18 protein-coding genes are annotated in these 20,695 nt (G+C 60.0%); 10 read left to right on the forward strand and 8 right to left on the reverse strand.

The genetic code is table 11. The features are described 5' to 3' along the window. Window positions 1-40 precede the first annotated feature (40 nt). A complete protein-coding gene (locus D882_RS0128865; protein ID WP_027926435.1) occupies window positions 41-1,276 on the forward strand; it encodes a sterol desaturase family protein in 1,236 nt (411 codons plus the stop codon). Here D882_RS0128865 and D882_RS0128870 read toward each other — a convergent pair. After that, window positions 1,257-1,889, reverse strand: a complete 633-nt coding sequence (locus tag D882_RS0128870; protein ID WP_027926436.1) for a DedA family protein — start codon at window positions 1,887-1,889, stop codon at window positions 1,257-1,259. The genes D882_RS0128865 and D882_RS0128870 overlap by 20 nt on opposite strands. Before the next feature lie 475 nt (window positions 1,890-2,364). Between D882_RS0128870 and hemB the strand changes: the two genes are divergently transcribed. Next, complete coding sequence (hemB, locus tag D882_RS0128875) at window positions 2,365-3,378, forward strand: porphobilinogen synthase (protein WP_027926437.1); 1,014 nt, start codon at window positions 2,365-2,367, stop codon at window positions 3,376-3,378. A gap of 18 nt (window positions 3,379-3,396) precedes the next feature. Then, the gene (ppk1, locus tag D882_RS0128880; RefSeq protein WP_027926438.1) at window positions 3,397-5,625 is read left to right on the forward strand and encodes a polyphosphate kinase 1; all 2,229 of its coding nucleotides are present in this window, start codon (window positions 3,397-3,399) and stop codon (window positions 5,623-5,625) included. A gap of 86 nt (window positions 5,626-5,711) precedes the next feature. Here ppk1 and ppx read toward each other — a convergent pair whose 3' ends face one another. The 5 genes from ppx to D882_RS0128905 form a co-directional block, all read right to left on the reverse strand. After that, a complete protein-coding gene (ppx, locus tag D882_RS0128885) occupies window positions 5,712-7,214 on the reverse strand; it encodes an exopolyphosphatase (RefSeq protein ID WP_027926439.1) in 1,503 nt (500 codons plus the stop codon). A 244-nt stretch (window positions 7,215-7,458) separates the two neighbouring features. Further along, window positions 7,459-8,196: an amino acid ABC transporter ATP-binding protein gene (locus D882_RS0128890; RefSeq protein WP_027926440.1), complete on the reverse strand. Its 738-nt coding sequence runs from the start codon at window positions 8,194-8,196 to the stop codon at window positions 7,459-7,461. Then, window positions 8,183-8,833, reverse strand: a complete 651-nt coding sequence (locus D882_RS0128895) for an amino acid ABC transporter permease (protein ID WP_027926441.1) — start codon at window positions 8,831-8,833, stop codon at window positions 8,183-8,185. The genes D882_RS0128890 and D882_RS0128895 overlap by 14 nt, the downstream gene beginning before the upstream one ends. Then, window positions 8,830-9,498: an amino acid ABC transporter permease gene (locus tag D882_RS0128900; RefSeq protein WP_027926442.1), complete on the reverse strand. Its 669-nt coding sequence runs from the start codon at window positions 9,496-9,498 to the stop codon at window positions 8,830-8,832. The genes D882_RS0128895 and D882_RS0128900 overlap by 4 nt, the downstream gene beginning before the upstream one ends. A 21-nt stretch (window positions 9,499-9,519) precedes the next feature. Then, the gene (locus D882_RS0128905) at window positions 9,520-10,305 is read right to left on the reverse strand and encodes a transporter substrate-binding domain-containing protein (protein ID WP_027926443.1); all 786 of its coding nucleotides are present in this window, start codon (window positions 10,303-10,305) and stop codon (window positions 9,520-9,522) included. Between the two features lie 256 nt (window positions 10,306-10,561). Between D882_RS0128905 and D882_RS0128910 the strand changes: the two genes are divergently transcribed. The 6 genes from D882_RS0128910 to D882_RS0128935 all read left to right on the forward strand — a co-directional run bounded on the left by D882_RS0128910 (window position 10,562) and on the right by D882_RS0128935 (window position 17,882). After that, entirely contained in the window at window positions 10,562-11,269 is a 708-nt protein-coding gene (locus D882_RS0128910) for a FadR/GntR family transcriptional regulator (protein ID WP_027926444.1), read from the forward strand. Window positions 11,270-11,389: 120 nt separating this feature from the next. Continuing rightward, window positions 11,390-11,719, forward strand: a complete 330-nt coding sequence (gene trxA, locus D882_RS0128915; RefSeq protein WP_003206727.1) for a thioredoxin TrxA — start codon at window positions 11,390-11,392, stop codon at window positions 11,717-11,719. Window positions 11,720-11,966: 247 nt separating this feature from the next. Beyond that, window positions 11,967-13,226, forward strand: a complete 1,260-nt coding sequence (gene rho / locus D882_RS0128920) for a transcription termination factor Rho (protein WP_007942421.1) — start codon at window positions 11,967-11,969, stop codon at window positions 13,224-13,226. Window positions 13,227-13,374: 148 nt separating this feature from the next. After that, window positions 13,375-15,378 (forward strand): acyltransferase family protein, encoded by a 2,004-nt coding sequence (locus tag D882_RS0128925; RefSeq protein ID WP_027926445.1) that lies wholly within the window; start codon window positions 13,375-13,377, stop codon window positions 15,376-15,378. Window positions 15,379-15,447: 69 nt separating this feature from the next. Further along, a complete protein-coding gene (gene ubiD, locus D882_RS0128930; RefSeq protein ID WP_007942423.1) occupies window positions 15,448-16,914 on the forward strand; it encodes a 4-hydroxy-3-polyprenylbenzoate decarboxylase in 1,467 nt (488 codons plus the stop codon). After that, on the forward strand, window positions 16,914-17,882 hold the full coding sequence (locus D882_RS0128935) for a CDP-6-deoxy-delta-3,4-glucoseen reductase (RefSeq protein WP_027926446.1): 969 nt from the start codon (window positions 16,914-16,916) through the stop codon (window positions 17,880-17,882). The genes ubiD and D882_RS0128935 overlap by 1 nt, the downstream gene beginning before the upstream one ends. A gap of 14 nt (window positions 17,883-17,896) precedes the next feature. Here the strand turns inward: D882_RS0128935 and D882_RS0128940 are convergent, their stop codons facing one another. Next, complete coding sequence (locus tag D882_RS0128940) at window positions 17,897-18,373, reverse strand: hypothetical protein (protein WP_027926447.1); 477 nt, start codon at window positions 18,371-18,373, stop codon at window positions 17,897-17,899. Between the two features lie 298 nt (window positions 18,374-18,671). Here D882_RS0128940 and D882_RS0128945 point away from each other — a divergent pair, with 298 nt between their 5' ends. Beyond that, window positions 18,672-19,340 (forward strand): gamma-glutamylcyclotransferase, encoded by a 669-nt coding sequence (locus D882_RS0128945; protein ID WP_027926448.1) that lies wholly within the window; start codon window positions 18,672-18,674, stop codon window positions 19,338-19,340. Here the strand turns inward: D882_RS0128945 and glpT are convergent. Then, complete coding sequence (gene glpT, locus D882_RS0128950) at window positions 19,316-20,665, reverse strand: glycerol-3-phosphate transporter (RefSeq protein ID WP_027926449.1); 1,350 nt, start codon at window positions 20,663-20,665, stop codon at window positions 19,316-19,318. The two genes, D882_RS0128945 and glpT, sit on opposite strands and share 25 nt — an antisense overlap. Window positions 20,666-20,695 lie beyond the last annotated feature (30 nt).

Consider the following 20,695-nt stretch of genomic DNA (forward strand, 5'->3'; position numbering starts at 1 on the left):
CACCTAGCATCTGTCCTCAAGATTCCGATCAGGGCGCGTCATGGACTTCATTCTGTATGCGGTGCCGTTTTTCATTGTGCTGATCGCTGTCGAACTGCTGGCCGATCGTTGGCGCGGGGTCAGCCATTATCGTGTGGCCGATGCGATCAACAGCATGAGCACCGGTGTGCTGTCGACCACCACGGGCTTGTTGACCAAGGGGGTCGGGCTGCTGACCTACGGGTTTGCCCTTGAGCATGTGGCGCTGTTCGAACTCTCGGCCGACAGCGTCTGGGTCTGGGTGCTGGCCTTTTTTCTCTACGACTTCTGCTACTACTGGCTGCACCGCATGGGCCACGAACGCAATATCCTCTGGGCCGCGCACTCGGTGCATCACCAGAGCGAGGAGTACAACCTGTCCACGGCCTTGCGCCAGACCAGTACCGGCTTCCTGCTGGGCTGGATTTTCTACCTGCCGATGGCCGTGCTCGGCGTGCCGCTGCTGGTCTTCGTCAGCGTCGCAGCGCTGAATCTGCTGTATCAGTTCTGGGTCCATACCAGGCACATTCCCAAGCTCGGCTGGTTCGAATGGTTCTTCGTGTCGCCGTCCAATCATCGGGCTCACCATGCGCAGAACGCTCTCTACATGGATCGCAACTACGGCGGGGTGTTCATTATTTGGGACCGTCTGTTTGGCTCGTTCCAGGAAGAGGACGACAACGAACCGGTGATTTTCGGGGTGACTACGCCGTTGGCAAGCTGGAATCCGCTGTGGGCCAACGTGCAGTTCTATGTGCAGTTGTGGAATGACGCGCGGCGAGCCGAGCGCACATGGGACAAGCTGCGGATCTGGTTCATGCGCACCGGTTGGCGTCCGGCGGATGTGGCGGCCAGGTACCCGATGAACAAGCCCGACTTGAACCTGTTCCGCAAATTCGAGGTGCCGCTGGACGGGCGTCAGCAACTGTATGTGGCGTTACAGTTCTGCACTTACATCGCGCTGGGCAGCTACTTGATGAATCTGGAGCGCAGCCTGCCAACCGCCGCGTTGGTGCTCGGCTGGAGCGCGGTGGCGCTGGGATTGTTTACGTTGGGCGTGGCCCTGGAAAATCGCCCGTGGGCGTTGAAGCTGGAGCTGCTGAGGTTGGTATCGAACGTGCCGTTGGTGTGGCTGGCGCCGTTGGCAGGGCTGTGGCCGGCCAGCGCAGTGGGCTGGATCGGCCTGCTCAGCTACAGTCTGCTGAGCGTTATCGGTCTCTACTGCTGCAGAAACCGCTTCACTCGTTTGGCGTCTTAGGCACTTCGGCGTGAGCCCGTGCGGCTTTCAGGGCTTGCTCGTCGGCGTAGATCTTTTTCGCCAGACGGGCATTCTTGAAGCGCCGACGCAGCCACAGGCCCAGGCCCAGTACCAGCAAGGCGCCGAGCACCCACAGTTCGTACTTCTTGACGCTGCCGAGCATGCCTTCCAGTACGGCGCCAAAGTGGTAAGCCGCTGCCGCCAGGGCTGCCGCCCAGACCGCCGCGCCAATGCCGTTGAGCAGCAGATAACGTCCCGGTGGATAGCCTGACAGGCCGATGGCCACCGGCATCACCGTGCGTAAACCGTAGACAAAGCGGAAGCTCAGCACCCAGATGTCCGGGTGTTTGCGGATATGTTCCAGCGCCCGATCGCCCATCATCTGCCAGCGCGGCTTGCGGGCCAGCAGTTTGCGCCCGTGCTTGCGCCCCAGGAAGTACCACAGCTGATCACCGGCATAACTGCCGAAGAACGCCACGACTACCACCAGGTTAATGTCCATGTATCCGCGGAACGCGAGGAAGCCGGCGAGCACAAGAATGGTTTCGCCTTCGAAGAACGTGCCGAGAAACAGGGCAAAGTAGCCGAAGTCATGCAGAAATTGTTGGAGCATTGTCTGGGTGCTGGCGAAATGAACGCGCAGCCTAACCCTTCGTGCACATTCATGAAAGTGTCCAAATGTGTCTCGACGTGAACATTTCCTACAACGACAATGGAATGCGACTATAGGGGGCGTTCTCAATCAGTTTCCCCACCGCGCCGGGTCTGCTGCTGTGCAGGTCAAGGCGCGAGAAGCGCGGTTGGGTCATTCCAAATAAGCTTCGAGCAACGCAGCCCTGCACAACAGCAGCCCCGGCCCTTCGGGTTGTGCCTTAAAGCGGGCCAGGCTGCGTTGCAGGCCTTGGAAAGGGAACAACCATTCCCAGCGGCCTGCGTCTTGCCTGGCCCGCTTTAAGGCGACAACGCGGGGGGGGAACTAATTGAGAACGCCCCCTAGTCACAGGGGTGCACATAACTGTAATACGTTCGTCATAATGGCCGCTTATAACTGTCACGCTCGCCCGTAAGCGCGGGCTCAGGAGTCTGTCGTGAGCTTTACCCCCGCCAACCGTCTGTTCCCCGCAACCCGCCTGCGCCGCAACCGCCGTGATGATTTTTCGCGTCGACTGGTCCGTGAAAATGTTCTGACCGTCGACGACCTGATCCTTCCGGTGTTCGTCCTGGACGGTGAAAACCGTCGCGAAGCGGTGGCCTCGATGCCGGGCGTCGAACGCCTGACCATCGACCTGTTGCTGGAAGAAGCGGCCAAATGGGTCGAGCTGGGGATTCCGGCGCTGGCGCTGTTCCCGGTCACGCCACCGGAGCTCAAGACACTGGATGCCGCCGAAGCCTGGAACCCGAACGGTATCGCCCAACGCGCCACGCGCGCCTTACGCGCACAGTTCCCGGAACTGGGGGTGATCACCGACGTTGCCCTGGACCCGTTTACCACCCACGGTCAGGACGGCATCATCGACGAAGAAGGCTACGTGCAGAACGACATTACCGTCGATGCACTGGTCCGGCAGGCCCTGTCCCACGCCGAAGCCGGCGCCCAAGTGGTGGCCCCCTCGGACATGATGGACGGCCGCATCCAGGCGATCCGCGAAGCCCTGGAGCTGGCGGATCACGTCAACGTGCGGATCATGGCCTATTCGGCAAAATACGCCAGCGCCTACTATGGCCCGTTCCGCGATGCGGTCGGTTCGGCGCTGAACCTGGGCAAGGCCAACAAGGCCAGCTATCAGATGGACCCGGCCAACAGCAACGAAGCCCTGCACGAAGTGGCGGCGGACTTGTCAGAAGGCGCGGACATGGTCATGGTCAAGCCAGGCATGCCGTACCTGGACATCCTTTACCGGGTCAAAGAAGAATTCAAAGTGCCGACGTTTGTTTATCAAGTCAGCGGCGAATACGCCATGCACATGGCGGCGATCCAGAATGGCTGGTTGAGCGAAGGAGTGATTCTCGAATCCCTGACCGCTTTTAAACGTGCAGGCGCCGATGGCATCCTGACTTACTTCGCCGTCCGTGCCGCTCAACTGTTACGAGAGCAGAAATAGCCCTCCCAGGAACATTCCATGAATACCGAAGGACTCACTGAAGTTGCCGTAAAAGAGGCTCAACCCCTGGTCGAGCAAATCGCCGAAACCCCGCCGGAGCTGGTGCCTGCTCCGCCTGCGGTGGTGGCCGAAACCGCTGTCGCAGCCGCGGCGCCGGCGATTGCCATTCCCGGTCTGGATGACAGCAGCCTGTACATCCACCGCGAGCTCTCGCAACTGCAATTCAACATCCGCGTGCTGGAACAGGCGCTGGATGAGTCCTATCCTTTGCTGGAACGGCTGAAATTTCTGCTGATCTTCTCCAGCAACCTGGACGAGTTCTTCGAAATTCGTGTGGCCGGCCTGAAGAAGCAGATCACCTTCGCCCGTGAACAAGCCGGCGCCGATGGCCTGCAACCGCATCAGGCCCTGGCCCGCATCAGCGAGCTGGTGCACGGTCACGTTGACCGCCAGTACGCGATCCTCAACGACATTCTGTTGCCGGAACTGGAGAAACATCAGGTCCGCTTCATCCGTCGTCGTTATTGGACTACCAAGCTCAAGACCTGGGTCCGCCGTTATTTTCGCGACGAGATCGCGCCGATCATCACCCCGATCGGCCTCGACCCGACGCACCCGTTCCCGTTGCTGGTGAACAAGAGCCTGAACTTCATCGTCGAACTCGAAGGCATCGACGCCTTCGGTCGCGATTCCGGTCTGGCGATCATCCCGGCACCGCGCCTGCTGCCGCGAGTGATCAAGGTGCCGGAAGAGGTCGGCGGCGCCGGCGACAACTATGTGTTCCTGTCGTCGATGATCCACGCTCACGCTGATGACTTGTTCCAGGGCATGAAGGTCAAGGGCTGCTATCAGTTCCGTCTGACCCGAAACGCCGACCTGGCGCTGGATTCCGAGGATGTGGAAGACCTGGCCCGCGCACTGCGCGGTGAGTTGTTCTCGCGTCGCTACGGTGACGCGGTGCGTCTGGAAGTGGCGGATACCTGCCCGAAACACCTGTCGGACTACCTGCTCAAGCAATTCAACCTGAGCGAGTCCGAGCTGTATCAGGTCAACGGTCCGGTGAACCTGACGCGTCTGTTCAGCATCACCGGCCTGGACAGCCAGCGCGAGCTGCAATACCTGCCATTCACGCCACAGATCCCGAAACTGCTGCAAAACAGCGAGAACATCTTCAGCGTGATCAGCAAGCAGGACATCCTGCTGTTGCACCCGTTCGAATCGTTTACCCCGGTGGTCGACCTGCTGCGTCAGGCCGCCAAGGACCCGCACGTTCTGGCCGTGCGCCAGACCCTGTACCGTTCGGGCGCCAACTCGGAAATCGTCGATGCGCTGGTGGATGCCGCGCGTAACGGCAAAGAGGTCACGGCGGTGATCGAATTGCGCGCACGCTTTGACGAAGAGTCGAACCTGCAACTGGCCAGCCGTCTGCAAGCGGCCGGTGCGGTGGTGATCTACGGGGTGGTCGGTTTCAAGACCCACGCCAAGATGATGCTGATCCTGCGTCGCGAGGCGGGGGAAATCGTCCGTTACGCGCACTTGGGCACAGGCAACTATCACGCCGGCAACGCGCGCCTCTACACCGACTACAGCCTGCTGACCTCCGACGACGCCTTGTGCGAAGACGTCGGCAAACTGTTCAGCCAGCTGATCGGCATGGGCAAGACCCTGCGCATGAAGAAGCTGCTGCATGCGCCGTTCACGCTGAAGAAGGGCATGCTCGACATGATTGCCCGGGAGACTCAGTTTGCCCTCGACGGCAAACCGGCGCACATCATCGCCAAGTTCAACTCGCTGACCGATCCGAAGATCATCCGCGCGCTGTACAAGGCCAGCCAGTCGGGCGTGCGCATCGACCTCGTCGTACGCGGCATGTGCTGCTTGCGTCCGGGCATCGCCGGGGTTTCGCACAACATCCACGTGCGCTCGATCATCGGCCGTTTTCTGGAGCACACCCGGGTCTTCTACTTCCTCAATGGCGGCGACGAGCAGATGTTCCTCTCCAGTGCCGACTGGATGGAGCGCAACCTCGACAAGCGCGTCGAGACCTGCTTCCCGGTGGAAGGTCGCAAGCTGATTGTGCGGGTCAAGAAAGAGCTGGAGCTGTACCTCACCGACAACACGCACAGCTGGAGCCTGCAGTCTGACGGTCGTTACATCCGTAACACGCCAACCGGCAACCAGAACCCGCGCAGTGCGCAGGCAACCTTGTTGGAGCGTTTGGGCAGCCCGATCCTGACGGTGCGCTAACCCACAGGGGAGGTGTGTCGCTCGCTGAATCGCGGGCACAAAAAAGGGCGATCCATTGGATCGCCCTTTTTACGTTTAGCGGGTTTTCAGCGGGCGTTCAGGACAATGTCGACGCGGGTGAGCCATTCCGCTTCGATGGCGAAGTCGGCCTGGGTCAGTTGGTTTTCGTCCAGCCATTGGTCCGGGAACACCACCTCCAGGCTGTTGCCATTGGCGTGCAGTTCCACTTGAGGCATTTGCTGGGTGCCGCGGATGTGATGGAACAGGATCGCAAAGCGCAGCAGCACGCACAGGCGAATCAGCTTGATGCCGTCATCACCGAACTCGGCGAATTTGTCCTTGGGAATGTTGCGTCGGTGGCCGCGCACCAGCAGTGCGAGCATTTGCTGGTCCTCGCGGGAGAACCCGGCGAGGTCAGAGTGCTCGATCAGGTAGGCGCCATGCTTGTGGTACTGATAGTGAGCAATGTCCAGGCCCACTTCGTGGACCTTGGCGGCCCAGCCCAGCAGTTCGCGCCAGACACCGTCATCCAGGTCCCAATCCTTGGCCACTTGATCGAAGGCGTGTAGGGCCTTGCGCTCGACCCGCGCCGCTTGTTCCAGGTCGACGTGATAACGCTCCATCAGCGAGCTGAGCGTGCGCTCACGGACGTCTTCGTGGTGATGACGGCCCAGTAGATCATAGAGCACGCCTTCACGCAGGGCGCCTTCGCAGTGGTCCATGCGCTGAAGTTCGAGGGCGTCGAAAATTGCCTCGAGGATTGCCAAACCCGCCGGGAAAATCGCCCGGCGGTCGGGCTTGATACCGTCAAAGTCGATTTTCTCGACGTCGCCGAGCTTGATCAGTTTGCGTTTGAGCCAGGCCAGGCCCTCAGCATTCACCTCGCCCGTGCCGTGGCCGCCGGCCTTCAGCGCCAGGCCGATGGCGCGGATGGTGCCCGAGGAGCCGATGGCTTCATCCCAGGTCAGGCGGTGCAGGGCGTGCTCGATGCTCATGATCTCCAGCCGTGCCGCGGTGTACGCCTGGGCGTAACGGGCCGGGGTGATCTTGCCGTCCTTGAAATAGCGCTGGGTGTAGCTGACGCAGCCCATTTGCAGGCTTTCGCGCAACAGCGGCTCGAAGCGCTGGCCAATGATGAACTCGGTACTGCCGCCGCCGATGTCGGCCACCAGGCGTTTGCCCGGGGTGTCGGCGAGGGTGTGGGACACGCCGAGGTAAATCAGGCGCGCTTCTTCACGGCCGGAGATGACTTCCACCGGATGGCCGAGGATGTCTTCGGCGCGGCGGATAAATTCGGCGCGGTTACGGGCCTCGCGCAGGGCGTTGGTGCCGACGATCCGCACGGCGCCCGTGGGCATGCCGTTGATCAGTTGGGCAAAGCGCTTGAGGCAGTCGAGCCCGCGTTGCATGGATTCTTCGTTGAGATGGCGCTCTTCGTCGATGCCGGCGGCCAGCTGAACCTTCTCCCCGAGACGCTCGAGAATACGGATTTCGCCGTTCTGGGCCTTGGCCACGACCATGTGAAAGCTGTTGGAGCCCAGGTCGATTGCGGCGATCAGGGACAGATTCTTGGCTTGGGATTGCGGCATGGTCAGGGGGTCTCGGTCGATAACCTCGACATCGTGCCACGATCAAAGGCTGGCGCCAACGCGTAGGAGCTGCCGAAGGCTGCGATCTTTTATCGCGGGGGCATTCGTGGCGTTGCAGATGGCCTCTTCGCGGGCGAGCCCGCTCCCACAGGTTTTTGCGTCGAGCACATGATCGCGTTCCAACAGAGAACCCTGTGGGAGCGGGCTTGCCCGCGAAGGCGGCCTCGAAGGCCCTGAATATTCTTCAGCCTGCCGCTTCCACCGTCCCTATGAAATTCGCCAGCTCCGCCGTCTGCGGATTGGCAAACAGCACTTTCGGATCCCCCACCTCATGCACCTTGCCCTGATGCATGAACACCAACTTGTCCCCTACCTCCCGGGCAAAGCGCATTTCGTGGGTGACCATGATCAGCGTCATCCCATCCCTGGCCAGTTGCCGAACCACGCTCAGCACTTCATTGACCAGTTCAGGGTCCAGTGCCGAGGTAATTTCATCGCACAGCAACACCTTGGGCGACATCGCCAGCGCCCGTGCAATGGCCACCCGCTGTTGCTGCCCGCCGGACAGCCGGTCAGGGAAGGCGTCAAACTTTTCGCCCAGCCCGACACGTTCCAGCATCTGCCGCGCCAGCTCGGTTGCTTTGGCTTTCGGTACTTTCTGCACCACCTGTGGCGCGAGCATGACGTTCTCGCCCACGGTCAGGTGCGGGAACAGGTTGAATTGCTGGAACACCATGCCGACTTTCTGCCGCAAGCTGCGCAAGTCCGCGCGGGCGGCGTCGAGGTATTCGCCGTCGACTTCGATCACGCCATCGTTGATCGACTCCAGGCCGTTCAATGTGCGCAACAATGTGGATTTGCCCGAGCCGCTACGGCCGATGATCGCCACCACCTGGCCTTCCTCGACGCTCAGGTCGATGCCTTTGAGCACATGGTGATCGCCATAATATTTATGCAGGGCGGAAATTCTAAGCAGAGGCATGCAGTCTCCTTTCCAGGTAGCGCGCGCTGAGGGACAAGGGGTAGCAGAGCAGGAAGTAGCCGAGGGCAACCAGGCCATACACCATGAAGGGTTCGAAGGTGGCGTTGGCGAGCATGCCGCCGGTCTTGGTCAGTTCGGTGAAACCGATGATGGAGGTCACGGCGGTGCCCTTGACCACTTGCACCGAAAACCCCACGGTCGGCGCCACGGCGATCCGCAGCGCTTGCGGCAGGATCACGTAACGCAGTTGCTCCAACGGATTGAGCGCCAGGCTTGATGATGCTTCCCACTGGCCGTTGGGGATCGAGTCGACGCAACCGCGCCAGATTTCCGCCAGATAGGCGCTGGTGAACAGCGTCAGGGCCAGCGCCGCCGCCATCCATGGCGAAATGTCCACACCGGCCAAGGCGACGCCGAAGAACACCAGGAACAGCTGCATCAACAGCGGCGTGCCCTGGAACAACTCGATGTACGTGCGGGCGATGTTACGCGGCAGGGCTTTTTTCGAAATGCGCATGACCATGATCAGCAAACCGATCAAGCCGCCGCCGATAAATGCCACCAGCGACAGCGCCAGGGTCCATTGCAGGCCCGTGAGCAAGTTGCGCACGACGTCCCAAAAGGTGAAATCACTCATTGGCTGCTCCTGGCGATGTAGCGGCGCCCGATCCAGTTCAGTAACTGGCGGATCACGAGCGCCATGCACAGGTAGAGCAGGGTGGTCAGGGCATAGGTTTCAAAGGCGCGGAAGTTGCGCGATTGAATGAAGTTGGCGGCGAAACTCAACTCTTCTGTCGCGATCTGCGAGCAGACGGCCGAACCCAGCATGACGATGATGATCTGGCTGCTCAGCGCCGGCCAGACTTTGCCCAGGGCTGGCAGCAAGACGACGTGGCGGAACGCTTCGAAGCGGTTCATCGCCAAGGCGGCTGCGGCTTCAAGCTGCCCACGGGGAATCGCCTGGATGCCGGCACGGATGATCTCGGTGGAATAGGCGCCCAGGTTGATCACCATCGCCAGCACGGCGGCCTGCCATTCAGAAATCTGCACACCCAGGGAGGGCAATCCGAAAAAGATGAAAAACAACTGCACCAGAAACGGGGTGTTGCGGATCAGCTCGACGTAAACCCCGAAAATCGTCGAGAACGGGCGAATATTCCACGCCCGTACCAGCGCGCCGACGATGCCCAGACTGACGCCGAGCACAGCGCCAATGGCCGTCAACTCAAGGGTGAACAGCGCACCGCGCAGCAACAGGTCGGTGTTTTGCACCACCGGCAGAAAGTCGAACTGATAAGCCATGCTCAGTCTCCTTGGCGAAAATCAGAGATCGGCCGGCAACGGTTCTTTCAGCCAGGTCCGGGAGTTTTTCTCCAGTGCGCCATCCGTCCTGGCGGTGGCGAGGATCTGGTTGACCTTGCCCAACAGCGCCGGCTCGTTCTTGTTCACACCCACGTAGACCGGCGAATCCTTGAGCTTCACTTTCAATGCGGGCACACGTTTCGGGCTTTTCTCGCTGATCGCCACCATCACCACGTTGCCGCTGGCGATCAGGTCAACCTGGCCGGCGAGGTAGGCGGCGATGGTCGAGTTGTTGTCTTCGAAGCGCTTGATGGTCACGCCTTCGGGGGCCACCTTGGTCAGTTCGATGTCTTCGATGGCGCCACGGGTGACGCTGACGGTTTTACCCTTGAGGTCGTCCAGGCTTTTGATATCAGCGTCTGGCGGACCGAACACGGCGAGGTAGAACGGCGCGTAGGCGCTGGAGAAGTCGATGACTTTCTCGCGCTCGGGGTTCTTGCCGAGGCTGGAGATCACCAGGTCCACCTTGCCGGTGGTCAGGAACGGGATACGGTTAGTGCTGTTGACCGGGGTCAGTTCGAGTTTGACCTTGAGCTCATCGGCCAGCAGTTTTGCGGTATCGATGTCCAGGCCGCGCGGTTTCATGTCCGGGCCGACCGAGCCGAATGGCGGGAAGTCCTGTGGCACGGCGACTTTGAGAATGCCGCGTTTGACCACATCCTCCAGACCGTCGGCGTGGGCGGGCGCCTGGCTCAGCATCAGGCTGGCAAACAGGGCGGCAAGGAGGGCGCTGTAACGCTGGGTCATGGCAAATCTCCGGATCGGCGAAAAGTGAATGCTGCGGATCGACAGAGCACGGGCCATGCCAAGAGTCGGTTTCAGGGGGCGCAGGCCGCGGGTTTACTGGCGTCGATCGGTCTTACTGGTCTGAACAGTCAACTTGTGTTTCGCACCCCGATAGCGCACCGCCGGAAACGGCCGAACCCCCATGGGGCACGACTTGCCGGGCGTCGCGATTAGCTTTACAACTGAGCACTCATTGGCCTGGCTTGTTTGAAAAACCATGAATTCGATCTCCCGCGCCGTTCCTGAAGTGGCCCTGCAGGCCATCCGCAAACTGATCACCGAGCAAGGCTTCGGGCCAGGCGATGCCTTGCCCTCGCAACGGGACCTGGCGGTGCAGTTGGGGGTCAGTCGCGCGTCATTGCGTGAGGCGTTGTCGTCGCTGAGTGCGCTGGGCGTGATCAGTATCCAGCCAGGCAAAGGTGTGTTCGTGCAGGCGCCGGTGGACCTGTCGGGTGACGAGGCGGCGGTGAGCTGGCCGTTCGCTGCCCAGGCCTCACCACTGGATATCTTCCAGTTGCGTTATGCCCTTGAGGGGTTTGCCGCCGGTTTGGCGGCCATTACCTTGAGCACACAAGAGCTCGATGCGCTGGAAGACAATGTCGCAGCCATGCGCCGGGAATTGAAGGCCGGCGACTTCGAGGCGGCGGCGCGGCTGGATTTCGAGTTTCACCGGCGCATCCTGCTGGCCAGCGGCAATCAGGCGATGCTGAGCATCCTGACCGCCAGCGCCGAGATCTTTCTGGAGAGTCAGAAGCTACCGTTCATCCGGGCTGAGCGGGCCATGGAAACCTGGCAAGAGCATCGCAAAATTCTCCGCGCGCTGACTCGACGGGCCTCTGGCGCTGCGCAGAAGGCGATGCACGAACATGTACGAAACGCGGCGCTGCGTACAGGTATTGCCTTCGTCGCTCCCGCCACCTCATGACTTGAGCTATACCCAAACTCATGGACCACCATAGCGAGACTCAATCATCTGCACCTTCCTGAACGAGGGAAGGGCGGCTATGATGGGCCACGTTTTTTTGCTTACAACCTGGAGACTTCCATGAGCAGCGATCTTATCAAACACGTTAGCGACGCTAGCTTCGAGGCCGACGTACTCAAGGCCGAAGGCGCTGTACTGGTCGACTACTGGGCTGAATGGTGCGGCCCATGCAAAATGATCGCTCCTGTTCTGGACGAGATTGCTGAAACCTACAAAGGCAAGCTGACCGTTGCCAAGCTGAACATCGACGAAAACCAGGAAACCCCGGCCAAGCATGGCGTGCGTGGTATCCCGACGCTGATGCTGTTCAAGAACGGCAACGTTGAAGCGACCAAGGTCGGCGCACTGTCCAAGTCGCAACTGGCTGCCTTCCTCGACGCCAACATCTAAGCGTTGATCAAAGCGTCATCAAAAAGGCCCCGCACATTGCGGGGCCTTTTCGTTATTCAGGGCTAGACGCTCCGAAACTCAGGTGGTACATTCGGCCCCGCACTGGTTTCTCCATTGCCCCCTGCTAGCCGTCGCCGACGCACTCCTTTTCGAATAAGTACGCGATCCTGTCGCCTTCTCTGCGGCGCGGCCTCATTAAGCCAAAAGCTTAATTTCCCCCCTCCATAAATGATTACGTCATTCCTATATGAATCTGACTGAACTCAAGCAAAAGCCGATTACCGAACTGCTCGAATTGGCCGAACAGATGGGCATAGAAAATATGGCCCGTTCGCGCAAGCAGGACGTGATTTTCTCCCTGCTCAAAAAGCACGCTAAAAGCGGCGAGGAAATCTCCGGTGATGGCGTGCTGGAGATTCTCCAGGACGGCTTCGGCTTCCTGCGCTCCGCTGACGCTTCCTATCTCGCCGGCCCGGACGATATCTACGTCTCGCCGAGCCAGATCCGCCGTTTCAACTTGCGCACCGGTGACACCATCGTTGGCAAGATCCGCCCTCCAAAGGAAGGCGAGCGTTATTTCGCGCTGCTCAAGGTCGACACGATCAACTACGATCGTCCCGAGAACGCGAAAAACAAGATTCTCTTCGAGAACCTGACCCCGCTGTTCCCGACTGTGCGCATGAAGATGGAAGCCGGCAACGGTTCCACCGAAGACCTGACCGGTCGTGTCATCGACCTGTGCGCCCCGATCGGCAAAGGCCAGCGCGGTCTGATCGTTGCACCGCCGAAAGCCGGTAAAACCATCATGCTGCAGAACATCGCAGCGAACATCGCCCGTAACAATCCTGAAGTTCACCTGATCGTGCTGCTGATCGACGAACGTCCGGAAGAAGTAACCGAAATGCAGCGCACCGTGCGCGGCGAAGTGGTTGCCTCGACGTTCGATGAGCCGCCAACCCGCCACGTGCAGGTTGCCGAAATGGTGATCGAGAAGGCCAAGCGCCTGGTCGAACACAAGAAAGACGTGGTGATCCTGCTCGACTCCATCACCCGTCTGGCTCGCGCCTACAACACCGTGATCCCGAGCTCCGGCAAAGTGCTCACCGGTGGTGTCGATGCCCACGCCCTGGAGAAACCGAAACGTTTCTTCGGCGCCGCGCGGAACATCGAAGAAGGCGGTTCGCTGACCATCATCGCCACCGCGCTGGTTGAAACCGGCTCGAAGATGGACGAAGTGATCTACGAAGAATTCAAAGGCACCGGCAACATGGAACTGCCTCTGGACCGTCGTATCGCTGAAAAACGCGTCTTCCCGGCTATCAACATCAACCGTTCCGGCACCCGCCGCGAAGAGTTGCTGACGGCCGACGACGAGTTGCAGCGCATGTGGATCCTGCGCAAGCTGCTGCACCCGATGGACGAAATCGCTGCCATCGAGTTCCTGGTCGACAAGCTGAAAACGACCAAGACCAACGACGAGTTCTTCTTGTCGATGAAGCGTAAGTAAAACGGTTTTTTTAACCGCTAAAAAATGGCGTCCTTCGGGGCGCCATTTTTTTTGCAAAAAAAAGGGAGGTTTGCGACTGCGATTTGTCAGTACAGAAGCGAATTGGGCCTGCGACCCAAACAACTTCAACTGACTGGCATTCCTGTTTATGAGCACACTTGCTTACCGAAGGGACATCGACGGCTTGCGCGCAATCGCGGTGATTGCGGTGGTGCTGTTCCATTTTGGTGTTCCTGGCTTCACCGGCGGCTTCGTCGGCGTCGACATATTCTTTGTGATTTCCGGCTATCTCATCACCTCGATCATCTGGAATCAGCGCCAGGCCGGGCGCTTCAGCTTTGTGGATTTCTGGGCACGTCGTGCGCGGCGGATCCTGCCGGCGCTGTTCGTGATGATTCTCGCGGTGCTGGCGGTGGGCTGGTTTCTGATGGCGCCCAAGGATTACGAAGAGCTTGGCCGCTCGGTGCGTTACCAGGTGATGTTCGTTTCCAACCTCCTGTTTATGCGTCAGGACGGTTATTTTGATGTCGCTTCCGACCTCAAGCCGTTGTTGCACACGTGGTCGCTGGCGGTTGAAGAGCAGTTCTATATTGTCTTCCCGCTGCTGCTGACGGTGCTGTCGAGTCGCCTCAAGCATTGGCGACTGGCGCTGTTCGGCGTGTTGCTGGTGTCGTTCGGGCTCAGCGTCTGGGCCGTGGCACATCATCCCGAGAAAGCCTTTTTCCTGCTGCCGATGCGCGCCTGGGAGTTGTTGGCCGGCGCCATGTTGGCGGTTGCGCCAAGAACCGGTTGGCGTCTGACCTCTACGGGCGCGCAAGTGGTGAGCCTGGCCGGCTCCGCTCTGATTCTGCTGGCCGTGTTCTGCTATGACAAAAGCACACCGTTCCCAGGCGCAGCCGCGTTGCTGCCGACGCTGGGTGTGGTGGCGTTGATCTGGGCCAACGGTCATCGGCAAACCCTGGTCGGTGCCTTGCTCGCCAGCCGTGTGTTGGTCGGGCTCGGGCTGATTTCCTATTCCTGGTACCTGTGGCACTGGCCGGTATTTGTCTTTGCCAGCTATGCCAGTGTCGATGAGCCAGGCCCGTTCGATATTTCGGGGTTGATTCTGCTCAGTCTGGTGTTGGGTTATCTGTCGTGGCGGTTCGTCGAAACGCCGTTGCGCGAGCGGCGATTGTTGGCGGGGCGTCGGCAGATTCTGCTCGCGGCGGCGTGTGGTGTGCTGGTGCTGGGGCTGGCCGGACAGACGTTGCGCTGGACCGATGGTTTGCCCGTGCGCCTGCCCGACCAGGCCCTGCAATACGCCAAAGGGAAAGAATGGCGCCCGGAACTGATGCGCTGCCTGGCCAACGACAAAACCCCTGATGAAAAGCTGTTTTGTCATTACGGGACGTCCACGCCGACCGCATCAAAAGCGCTGGTCTGGGGCGACAGTCATGCCACGGCGTTGATTCCGGTATTCGACGACGGCGCGCAAAAACACGGGGTCAGCGTGATACTCGCCAGTTCCCCTGGCTGCATTCCGGTTGAAGGGCTGGAACACGAGCCACAGTGTGCCCGCTTCAACCGTCGGGTCGAGCGGGCCTTGAAGCCACAATCGGTGGGCGATGTCGTGCTGGTCGCACGCTGGAGCCTGTACCTCTATGGCGATGTGAAAGGCGACCTCGGGTTTGTGCTGCGCGATTCCAGCGGCCGTTATGACCGGGCGATCGCCGAGCAACGCCTGGCCGAAGGGTTGCAGGCAACCGTCCGGCAACTGCGCAATGGCGGGCATCGCGTCTGGCTGGTCAAGGAGGCGCCGCTGCAACAGTTCAGTCCGCCTTACCGCCTCAGCCGCCTGGCGATGTTGCATCGTCCAACCGATGACGTTGGGTTGCCGGTGACCGAGCACTTCAAGCGTCAGGCTTTCATCAGCCAGTTGTTCGCGCAAATAGCGGCCACCAATCCGGGCGTGACCGTGGTCGATCCGGCACCGCTGCTGTGTAATGACGAAGGTCTTTGCCGCGCCGAACTCGACGGTCATTCGCTGTACACCGACGACAATCACCTGTCCGAGGTCGGGGCTCGCTTCATCGCGCCGGCACTTGAGCCGTTGTTCAGGCGCTTGCAAGCCCGGGCAACACTCGGCAATGGCAACTCAAATGCGGTCAGGTAATCAGCGATAAGCTGCCAGCGGACGGCAGAGCAGGTAGGATGTACGCCTATTTTAGGGGTGCCATCGTCAATGAAATTCAAGGACCTTCGGGATTTCGTGCAGCAGCTTGAGCAGCGCGGAGAGTTGAAACGCATCCAGATCCCCGTCTCTCCAGTGCTGGAGATGACCGAAGTCTGTGATCGCACACTGCGGGCCAAAGGCCCGGCGCTGCTGTTCGAGAACCCGACCGGCTACGACATTCCGGTGCTCGGCAACCTGTTCGGCACCCCCGAGCGGGTCGCCATGGGCATGGGCGCCGAGGCGGTCAGCGAGCTGCGCGAAATCGGCAAGCTGCTGGCGTTCCTCAAGGAGCCCGAGCCGCCGAAGGGCCTGAAAGACGCCTGGTCGAAGTTGCCGATCTTCCGCAAGATCATCGCCATGGCGCCGAAAGTCGTCAAAGACGCGGTGTGCCAGGAAGTGGTCATCGAAGGCGACGACGTCGATCTGGCGATGCTCCCCGTGCAAACCTGCTGGCCGGGCGACGTCGGTCCGCTGATCACCTGGGGCCTGACCGTCACCAAAGGTCCGAACAAGGACCGCCAGAACCTCGGCATCTACCGTCAGCAAGTGATTGGCCGCAACAAGGTCATCATGCGCTGGTTGAGCCACCGTGGCGGCGCGCTGGATTACCGCGAATGGTGTGAAAAGCATCCCGGCCAGCCGTTCCCGGTGTCTGTGGCGTTGGGCGCTGACCCGGCGACCATCCTCGGTGCCGTGACGCCGGTGCCGGACAGCCTCTCCGAATACGCCTTCGCCGGTCTGCTGCGCGGCAACCGAACCGAGCTGGTGAAGTGCCGTGGCAACGACCTGCAAGTTCCGGCGACTGCCGAGATCATCCTCGAAGGCGTGATCCATCCGGGCGAAATGGCCGATGAAGGCCCGTACGGCGACCACACCGGTTATTACAACGAAGTCGACAGCTTCCCGGTGTTCACCGTCGAGCGCATCACCCACCGGATCAAGCCGATCTATCACAGCACCTACACCGGTCGTCCGCCGGATGAGCCGGCGATTCTCGGCGTGGCGCTGAACGAAGTGTTCGTGCCGATCCTGCAGAAACAGTTCCCGGAAATCACCGATTTCTACCTGCCGCCCGAAGGCTGCTCGTACCGCATGGCCATCGTGACCATGAAGAAGTCGTATCCGGGGCACGCCAAGCGGGTAATGCTCGGTGTCTGGTCGTTTTTGCGACAGTTCATGTACACCAAGTTCGTTATCGTCACCGATGACGACATCAACGCGCGGGACTGGAACGACGTGATCTGGGCCATCACCACGCGCATGGACCCCAAGCGCGACACGGTGATGATCGACAACACGCCGATCGACTACCTCGACTTCGCCTCGCCGGTCTCAGGCCTGGGCTCGAAAATGGGCCTGGATGCCACGCATAAATGGCCGGGCGAAACCACTCGCGAGTGGGGCCGGGTGATCGTCAAGGACGACGCCGTGACCCAACGGATCGATGCCATCTGGAATCAGTTAGGAATAGATTGATGCGTGTAACCTTGCAGCCCTCCGGAGCGGTGCTGGATATTCTGCCCGGCGAGCGGATTCTCGATGGTGCGCGGCGCCTGGGCTATGAATGCCCGCAAAGCTGCCGCAACGGCAATTGCCACGTGTGCGCGGCGTTGCTGGTGGAAGGGCGGGTCGAACAAAGCGGCAATGTGCACGACCATGGCGAGTTCTACACTTGCATAGCAGAGCCGCTGGAAGACTGCATTTTGCTGTGGGATGGCGTGCTTGCGCTGGGAGAACTGCCGGTGCGCAGCGTGTCGTGTCAGGTCATTGAATGCAGGGACGTCGGCGGCGATACCTGGCGTGTGCGTCTGCGCGCGCCGGCCGGCAAGCCACCGCGCTATCACGCAGGTCAGTATTTGATGATCGAGCGTGAGAGTGGCGAAAAGTCCGCGTTCTCGCTGGCCTCGGCTCCCCATGGCGGGCGCGATCTGGAAATTCATGTGCTGGCACGCGAAAGCAGTGCGCTGAGCCTGATCGAGCAGCTGCAACGCAATCGGATGGTGCGAGTCGAACTGCCCTTCGGCGATACCCATCTCGCGGAATTGCCGGATGGCCCGTTGGTACTGATCGCCGCTGGCACGGGCATGGGCCAGATCCACAGCCTGATCGAACACTGCCGCGCCAGCGGCTTCAAGCACCCGGTGCACCTGTACTGGGGCGTGCGTCGTCCTGAAGACTTTTACGAGATCGAGCATTGGGATGAATGGTTGAAGCTGCCCAATCTGTTCCTGCACAGGGTCGTCAGTGATCAGTGCGGTTGGCAGGGACGCTGCGGGATGCTGCATGAGGCGGTGTGTGAGGATTTCCCGGACCTCAAAGCCTTGCATGTCTACGCCAGCGGCTCACCGGCCATGGTCTACGGCACGCTGGATGCGTTGGTGGAAGCCGGGATGGATGCTCATCAAATGCGTGCGGATGTGTTTGCGTATGCGCCAAGATCCTAGGCCATTGTGGCGTGTCAGAAGCGCACGCCAGTCGTCACCATGGCGGCGTTGAAGCCGAGCAATACCAGTTCGGCCGCCAGCGGTCCGTAATGCGCGCCGAGTGAGGGGATGATCACCGGCGCCACCCCGAAGTGATTCAATGGGATCTTGTCCTGATACTTGCCGCTGTAACCCTCCAGGAGACCACCGGTAAGTTTTATATACACCGGATAGTTGGCGCTCTCGTATCGTTTGCCCGCATAGGCGTAATAAGACCGCTGGCTGAACGAGTTGCGAAAAGTGGCGCCGCCCAACACCCAGCCTGACGGGGCCTCACGTTCAAGGCCAATCAGGTCCTGATTGTTATTGTGCTCGGGGTCGGGCGAATAGTGTTTGGTGTAAACACTGGTCTGCAGATACCAGGAGCCGGTGTCCTTGGGGGGTGTCTCGGCAGCCAGTGAAAGCGGCGCCAAGAGCATTGCCAGTAGTCCGTAAATCCACGGTTTTTTCATCATTCAGTCTCTTGTGATAGCCGTCAGCGTACGAGCAGGCGGAAAATCAGAAGAGGATGTAGGAGGAGTCTGGCAGTAGCGTTCTATCTGATCGAGCCTATGGCTTATGTATATTTCATTCTGGTATTTAGAATATTGCCAAGATTACCTTAGGGTATATGAACAGTTCCTGAACCCTTCTGTTGTTTATTGGGCATACGTCCTTTAGCACTTTTCGTTTCACCATTACTGCTATATGTTCTATAACGTTAATGTTGCTTACATTTTGCAATACTCGCAGGGCCGAAACTCCATTGCCATGAATGCCGTTGAATCTGCTTTTTTGAATCTGGCTTACCCACCGCGGCTCGATCTGGGGCCGCAACTCACGCACGAACAATTACTCTGCTCCATGCAGTCAACCATGGCGCGCCACAAGGGCGGGCCGGTCTGGTTGTTCGCTTACGGTTCGCTGATCTGGCGTCCTGAATGCGCCGCGGTAGAACGCAAGCGCGGCCGGGTGCATGGTTACCATCGCGGTTTGTACCTGTGGTCCCACGAACATCGCGGCACACCCGAAGTGCCAGGCCTGGTGTTTGGTCTGGATCGTGGCGGTTCTTGCAGCGGCTTCGCTTATCGCTTGCCCGAAGAACAACTTGAAGCCTCACTTTATGCGCTGTGGCAACGTGAAATGCCATTCCCGTCCTATCGCCCACACTGGCTCAACTGCCGTCTTGAAGACGGAAGCCAGGTTCAGGCATTGGGGTTTGTATTGGAGCGCCACCTGCCCAGCTATGCCGGCAACTTGCCGGATCACGTGCTGAGCCAGGTGTTTGAAAACGCTTGCGGGCGCTACGGCACCACTCGCGATTATGTCGAGCAGACCGCCCACGCCCTGCGTAGCCACGCCATGCCGGACCGAAATCTGGAGGCGCGACTCAAGCGCTGCAAATCAAAATCCGATCAGGCGATCGCTTCGCGGGTCTGACTGGCGACGTTCTTGTGGCCCAGCGTGGGCGCCAGGAACGCCATCGCCAGCAGGCAGGCCACCACCAGCAGAATGAAGCCGCCATCCCAGCCAAAATAGTCCACGGTGTAGCCCATCAGGGCACTGGCCGCGACTGAACCACCCAGGTAACCGAACAGGCCGGTAAAGCCCGCGGCAGTACCGGCAGCTTTCTTCGGCACCAGTTCCAGCGCTTGCAAGCCGACCAGCATCACCGGGCCGTAGATCAGGAAGCCGATGGCGAACAGCGAGATCATGTCGATCATCGGGTTACCGGGCGGGTTCAGCCAGTACACGATCGTCGCGACGGTCACCAACGCCATGAACACCATGCCGGTCAGGCCACGGTTGCCACGGAAGATCTTGTCCGACATCCAGCCGCACAGCAGCGTGCCCGGAATACCGGCCCACTCGTACAGGAAGTAAGCCCACGAGGTCTTGTCGAAGTCGAAGTGCTTGACCTCTTTGAGGTAGGTCGGCGCCCAGTCGAGGATGCCGTAGCGCAGCAGGTAGACGAAAACGTTGGCCAGGGCGATGAACCAGAGCATTTTGTTGCGCAGCACGTATTTGACGAAGATGTCCTTGGCGCTGAATTCTTCTTCGTGGCTGGCGTCGTAGCCGTCGGGGTAATCGTTTTTGTATTTCTCGATCGGCGGCAGGCCGGTCGATTGCGGTGTATCGCGCATCACAATGAAGGCAAACACGGCGACCAGCAGCGCCACGGCGGCGGGTACATAGAACTTGCTGTGCCAGTCGTTGAACCAGCCCATGCCGAGGATCGCCAACGGACCGATCAAACCGCCGCCCACGTTATGCGCGGTGTTCCACACCGACACCACTTGACCGCGTTCTTTCTGCGACCACCAGTGCACCATGGTCCGGCCACTTGGCGGCCAACCCATGCCTTGTGCCCAGCCGTTGATGAACAACAGGATGAACATCATGGTCACGCTGGACGTTGCCCAAGGTGCGAAACCGAACACGAACATGACCCCGGCGGAGACCACCAGGCCGAAGGGCAGGAAGTAACGCGGGTTGGAGCGGTCGGACACGATACCCATCAAAAACTTGGACAGGCCGTAGGCGATGGCAATCGCCGACATGGCCACGCCCAGTTGACCCTTTGTGTAGCCTTGGGCAATCAGGTCCGGAAACGCCAGGGTGAAGTTCTTGCGCAGCAGGTAGTAACCCGCGTAGCCAATGAATATCCCGGCAAAGATCTGCCAGCGAAGGCGTTTGTACGTGTCATCGATTTGTTCGTCAGGCAATGGAGCCTGATGTGCGGCAGGGCGAAAGAAAGCAAACATTCAAGAGCTCCAGATTTCTTGTTTTGACTG

It is taken from the genome of Pseudomonas sp. URMO17WK12:I12, assembly GCF_000514395.1.
In the GTDB taxonomy this organism is placed as follows: domain Bacteria; phylum Pseudomonadota; class Gammaproteobacteria; order Pseudomonadales; family Pseudomonadaceae; genus Aquipseudomonas; species Aquipseudomonas mucoides.

Excerpts from the sequence above, each read along its gene's own strand:
- D882_RS0128865 (WP_027926435.1), top strand. The coding sequence starts at position 41 with ATGGACTTCATTCTGTATGCGGTGCCGTTTTTCATTGTGCTGATCGCT.
- D882_RS0128870 (WP_027926436.1), bottom strand. The coding sequence starts at position 1,889 with ATGCTCCAACAATTTCTGCATGACTTCGGCTACTTTGCCCTGTTTCTC.
- ppk1 (WP_027926438.1), top strand. The coding sequence starts at position 3,397 with ATGAATACCGAAGGACTCACTGAAGTTGCCGTAAAAGAGGCTCAACCC.
- ppx (WP_027926439.1), bottom strand. The coding sequence starts at position 7,214 with ATGCCGCAATCCCAAGCCAAGAATCTGTCCCTGATCGCCGCAATCGAC.
- D882_RS0128890 (WP_027926440.1), bottom strand. The coding sequence starts at position 8,196 with ATGCCTCTGCTTAGAATTTCCGCCCTGCATAAATATTATGGCGATCAC.
- D882_RS0128895 (WP_027926441.1), bottom strand. The coding sequence starts at position 8,833 with ATGAGTGATTTCACCTTTTGGGACGTCGTGCGCAACTTGCTCACGGGC.
- D882_RS0128900 (WP_027926442.1), bottom strand. The coding sequence starts at position 9,498 with ATGGCTTATCAGTTCGACTTTCTGCCGGTGGTGCAAAACACCGACCTG.
- D882_RS0128905 (WP_027926443.1), bottom strand. The coding sequence starts at position 10,305 with ATGACCCAGCGTTACAGCGCCCTCCTTGCCGCCCTGTTTGCCAGCCTG.
- D882_RS0128910 (WP_027926444.1), top strand. The coding sequence starts at position 10,562 with ATGAATTCGATCTCCCGCGCCGTTCCTGAAGTGGCCCTGCAGGCCATC.
- trxA (WP_003206727.1), top strand. The coding sequence starts at position 11,390 with ATGAGCAGCGATCTTATCAAACACGTTAGCGACGCTAGCTTCGAGGCC.
- rho (WP_007942421.1), top strand. The coding sequence starts at position 11,967 with ATGAATCTGACTGAACTCAAGCAAAAGCCGATTACCGAACTGCTCGAA.
- D882_RS0128925 (WP_027926445.1), top strand. The coding sequence starts at position 13,375 with ATGAGCACACTTGCTTACCGAAGGGACATCGACGGCTTGCGCGCAATC.
- ubiD (WP_007942423.1), top strand. The coding sequence starts at position 15,448 with ATGAAATTCAAGGACCTTCGGGATTTCGTGCAGCAGCTTGAGCAGCGC.
- D882_RS0128935 (WP_027926446.1), top strand. The coding sequence starts at position 16,914 with ATGCGTGTAACCTTGCAGCCCTCCGGAGCGGTGCTGGATATTCTGCCC.
- D882_RS0128940 (WP_027926447.1), bottom strand. The coding sequence starts at position 18,373 with ATGAAAAAACCGTGGATTTACGGACTACTGGCAATGCTCTTGGCGCCG.
- D882_RS0128945 (WP_027926448.1), top strand. The coding sequence starts at position 18,672 with ATGAATGCCGTTGAATCTGCTTTTTTGAATCTGGCTTACCCACCGCGG.
- glpT (WP_027926449.1), bottom strand. The coding sequence starts at position 20,665 with ATGTTTGCTTTCTTTCGCCCTGCCGCACATCAGGCTCCATTGCCTGAC.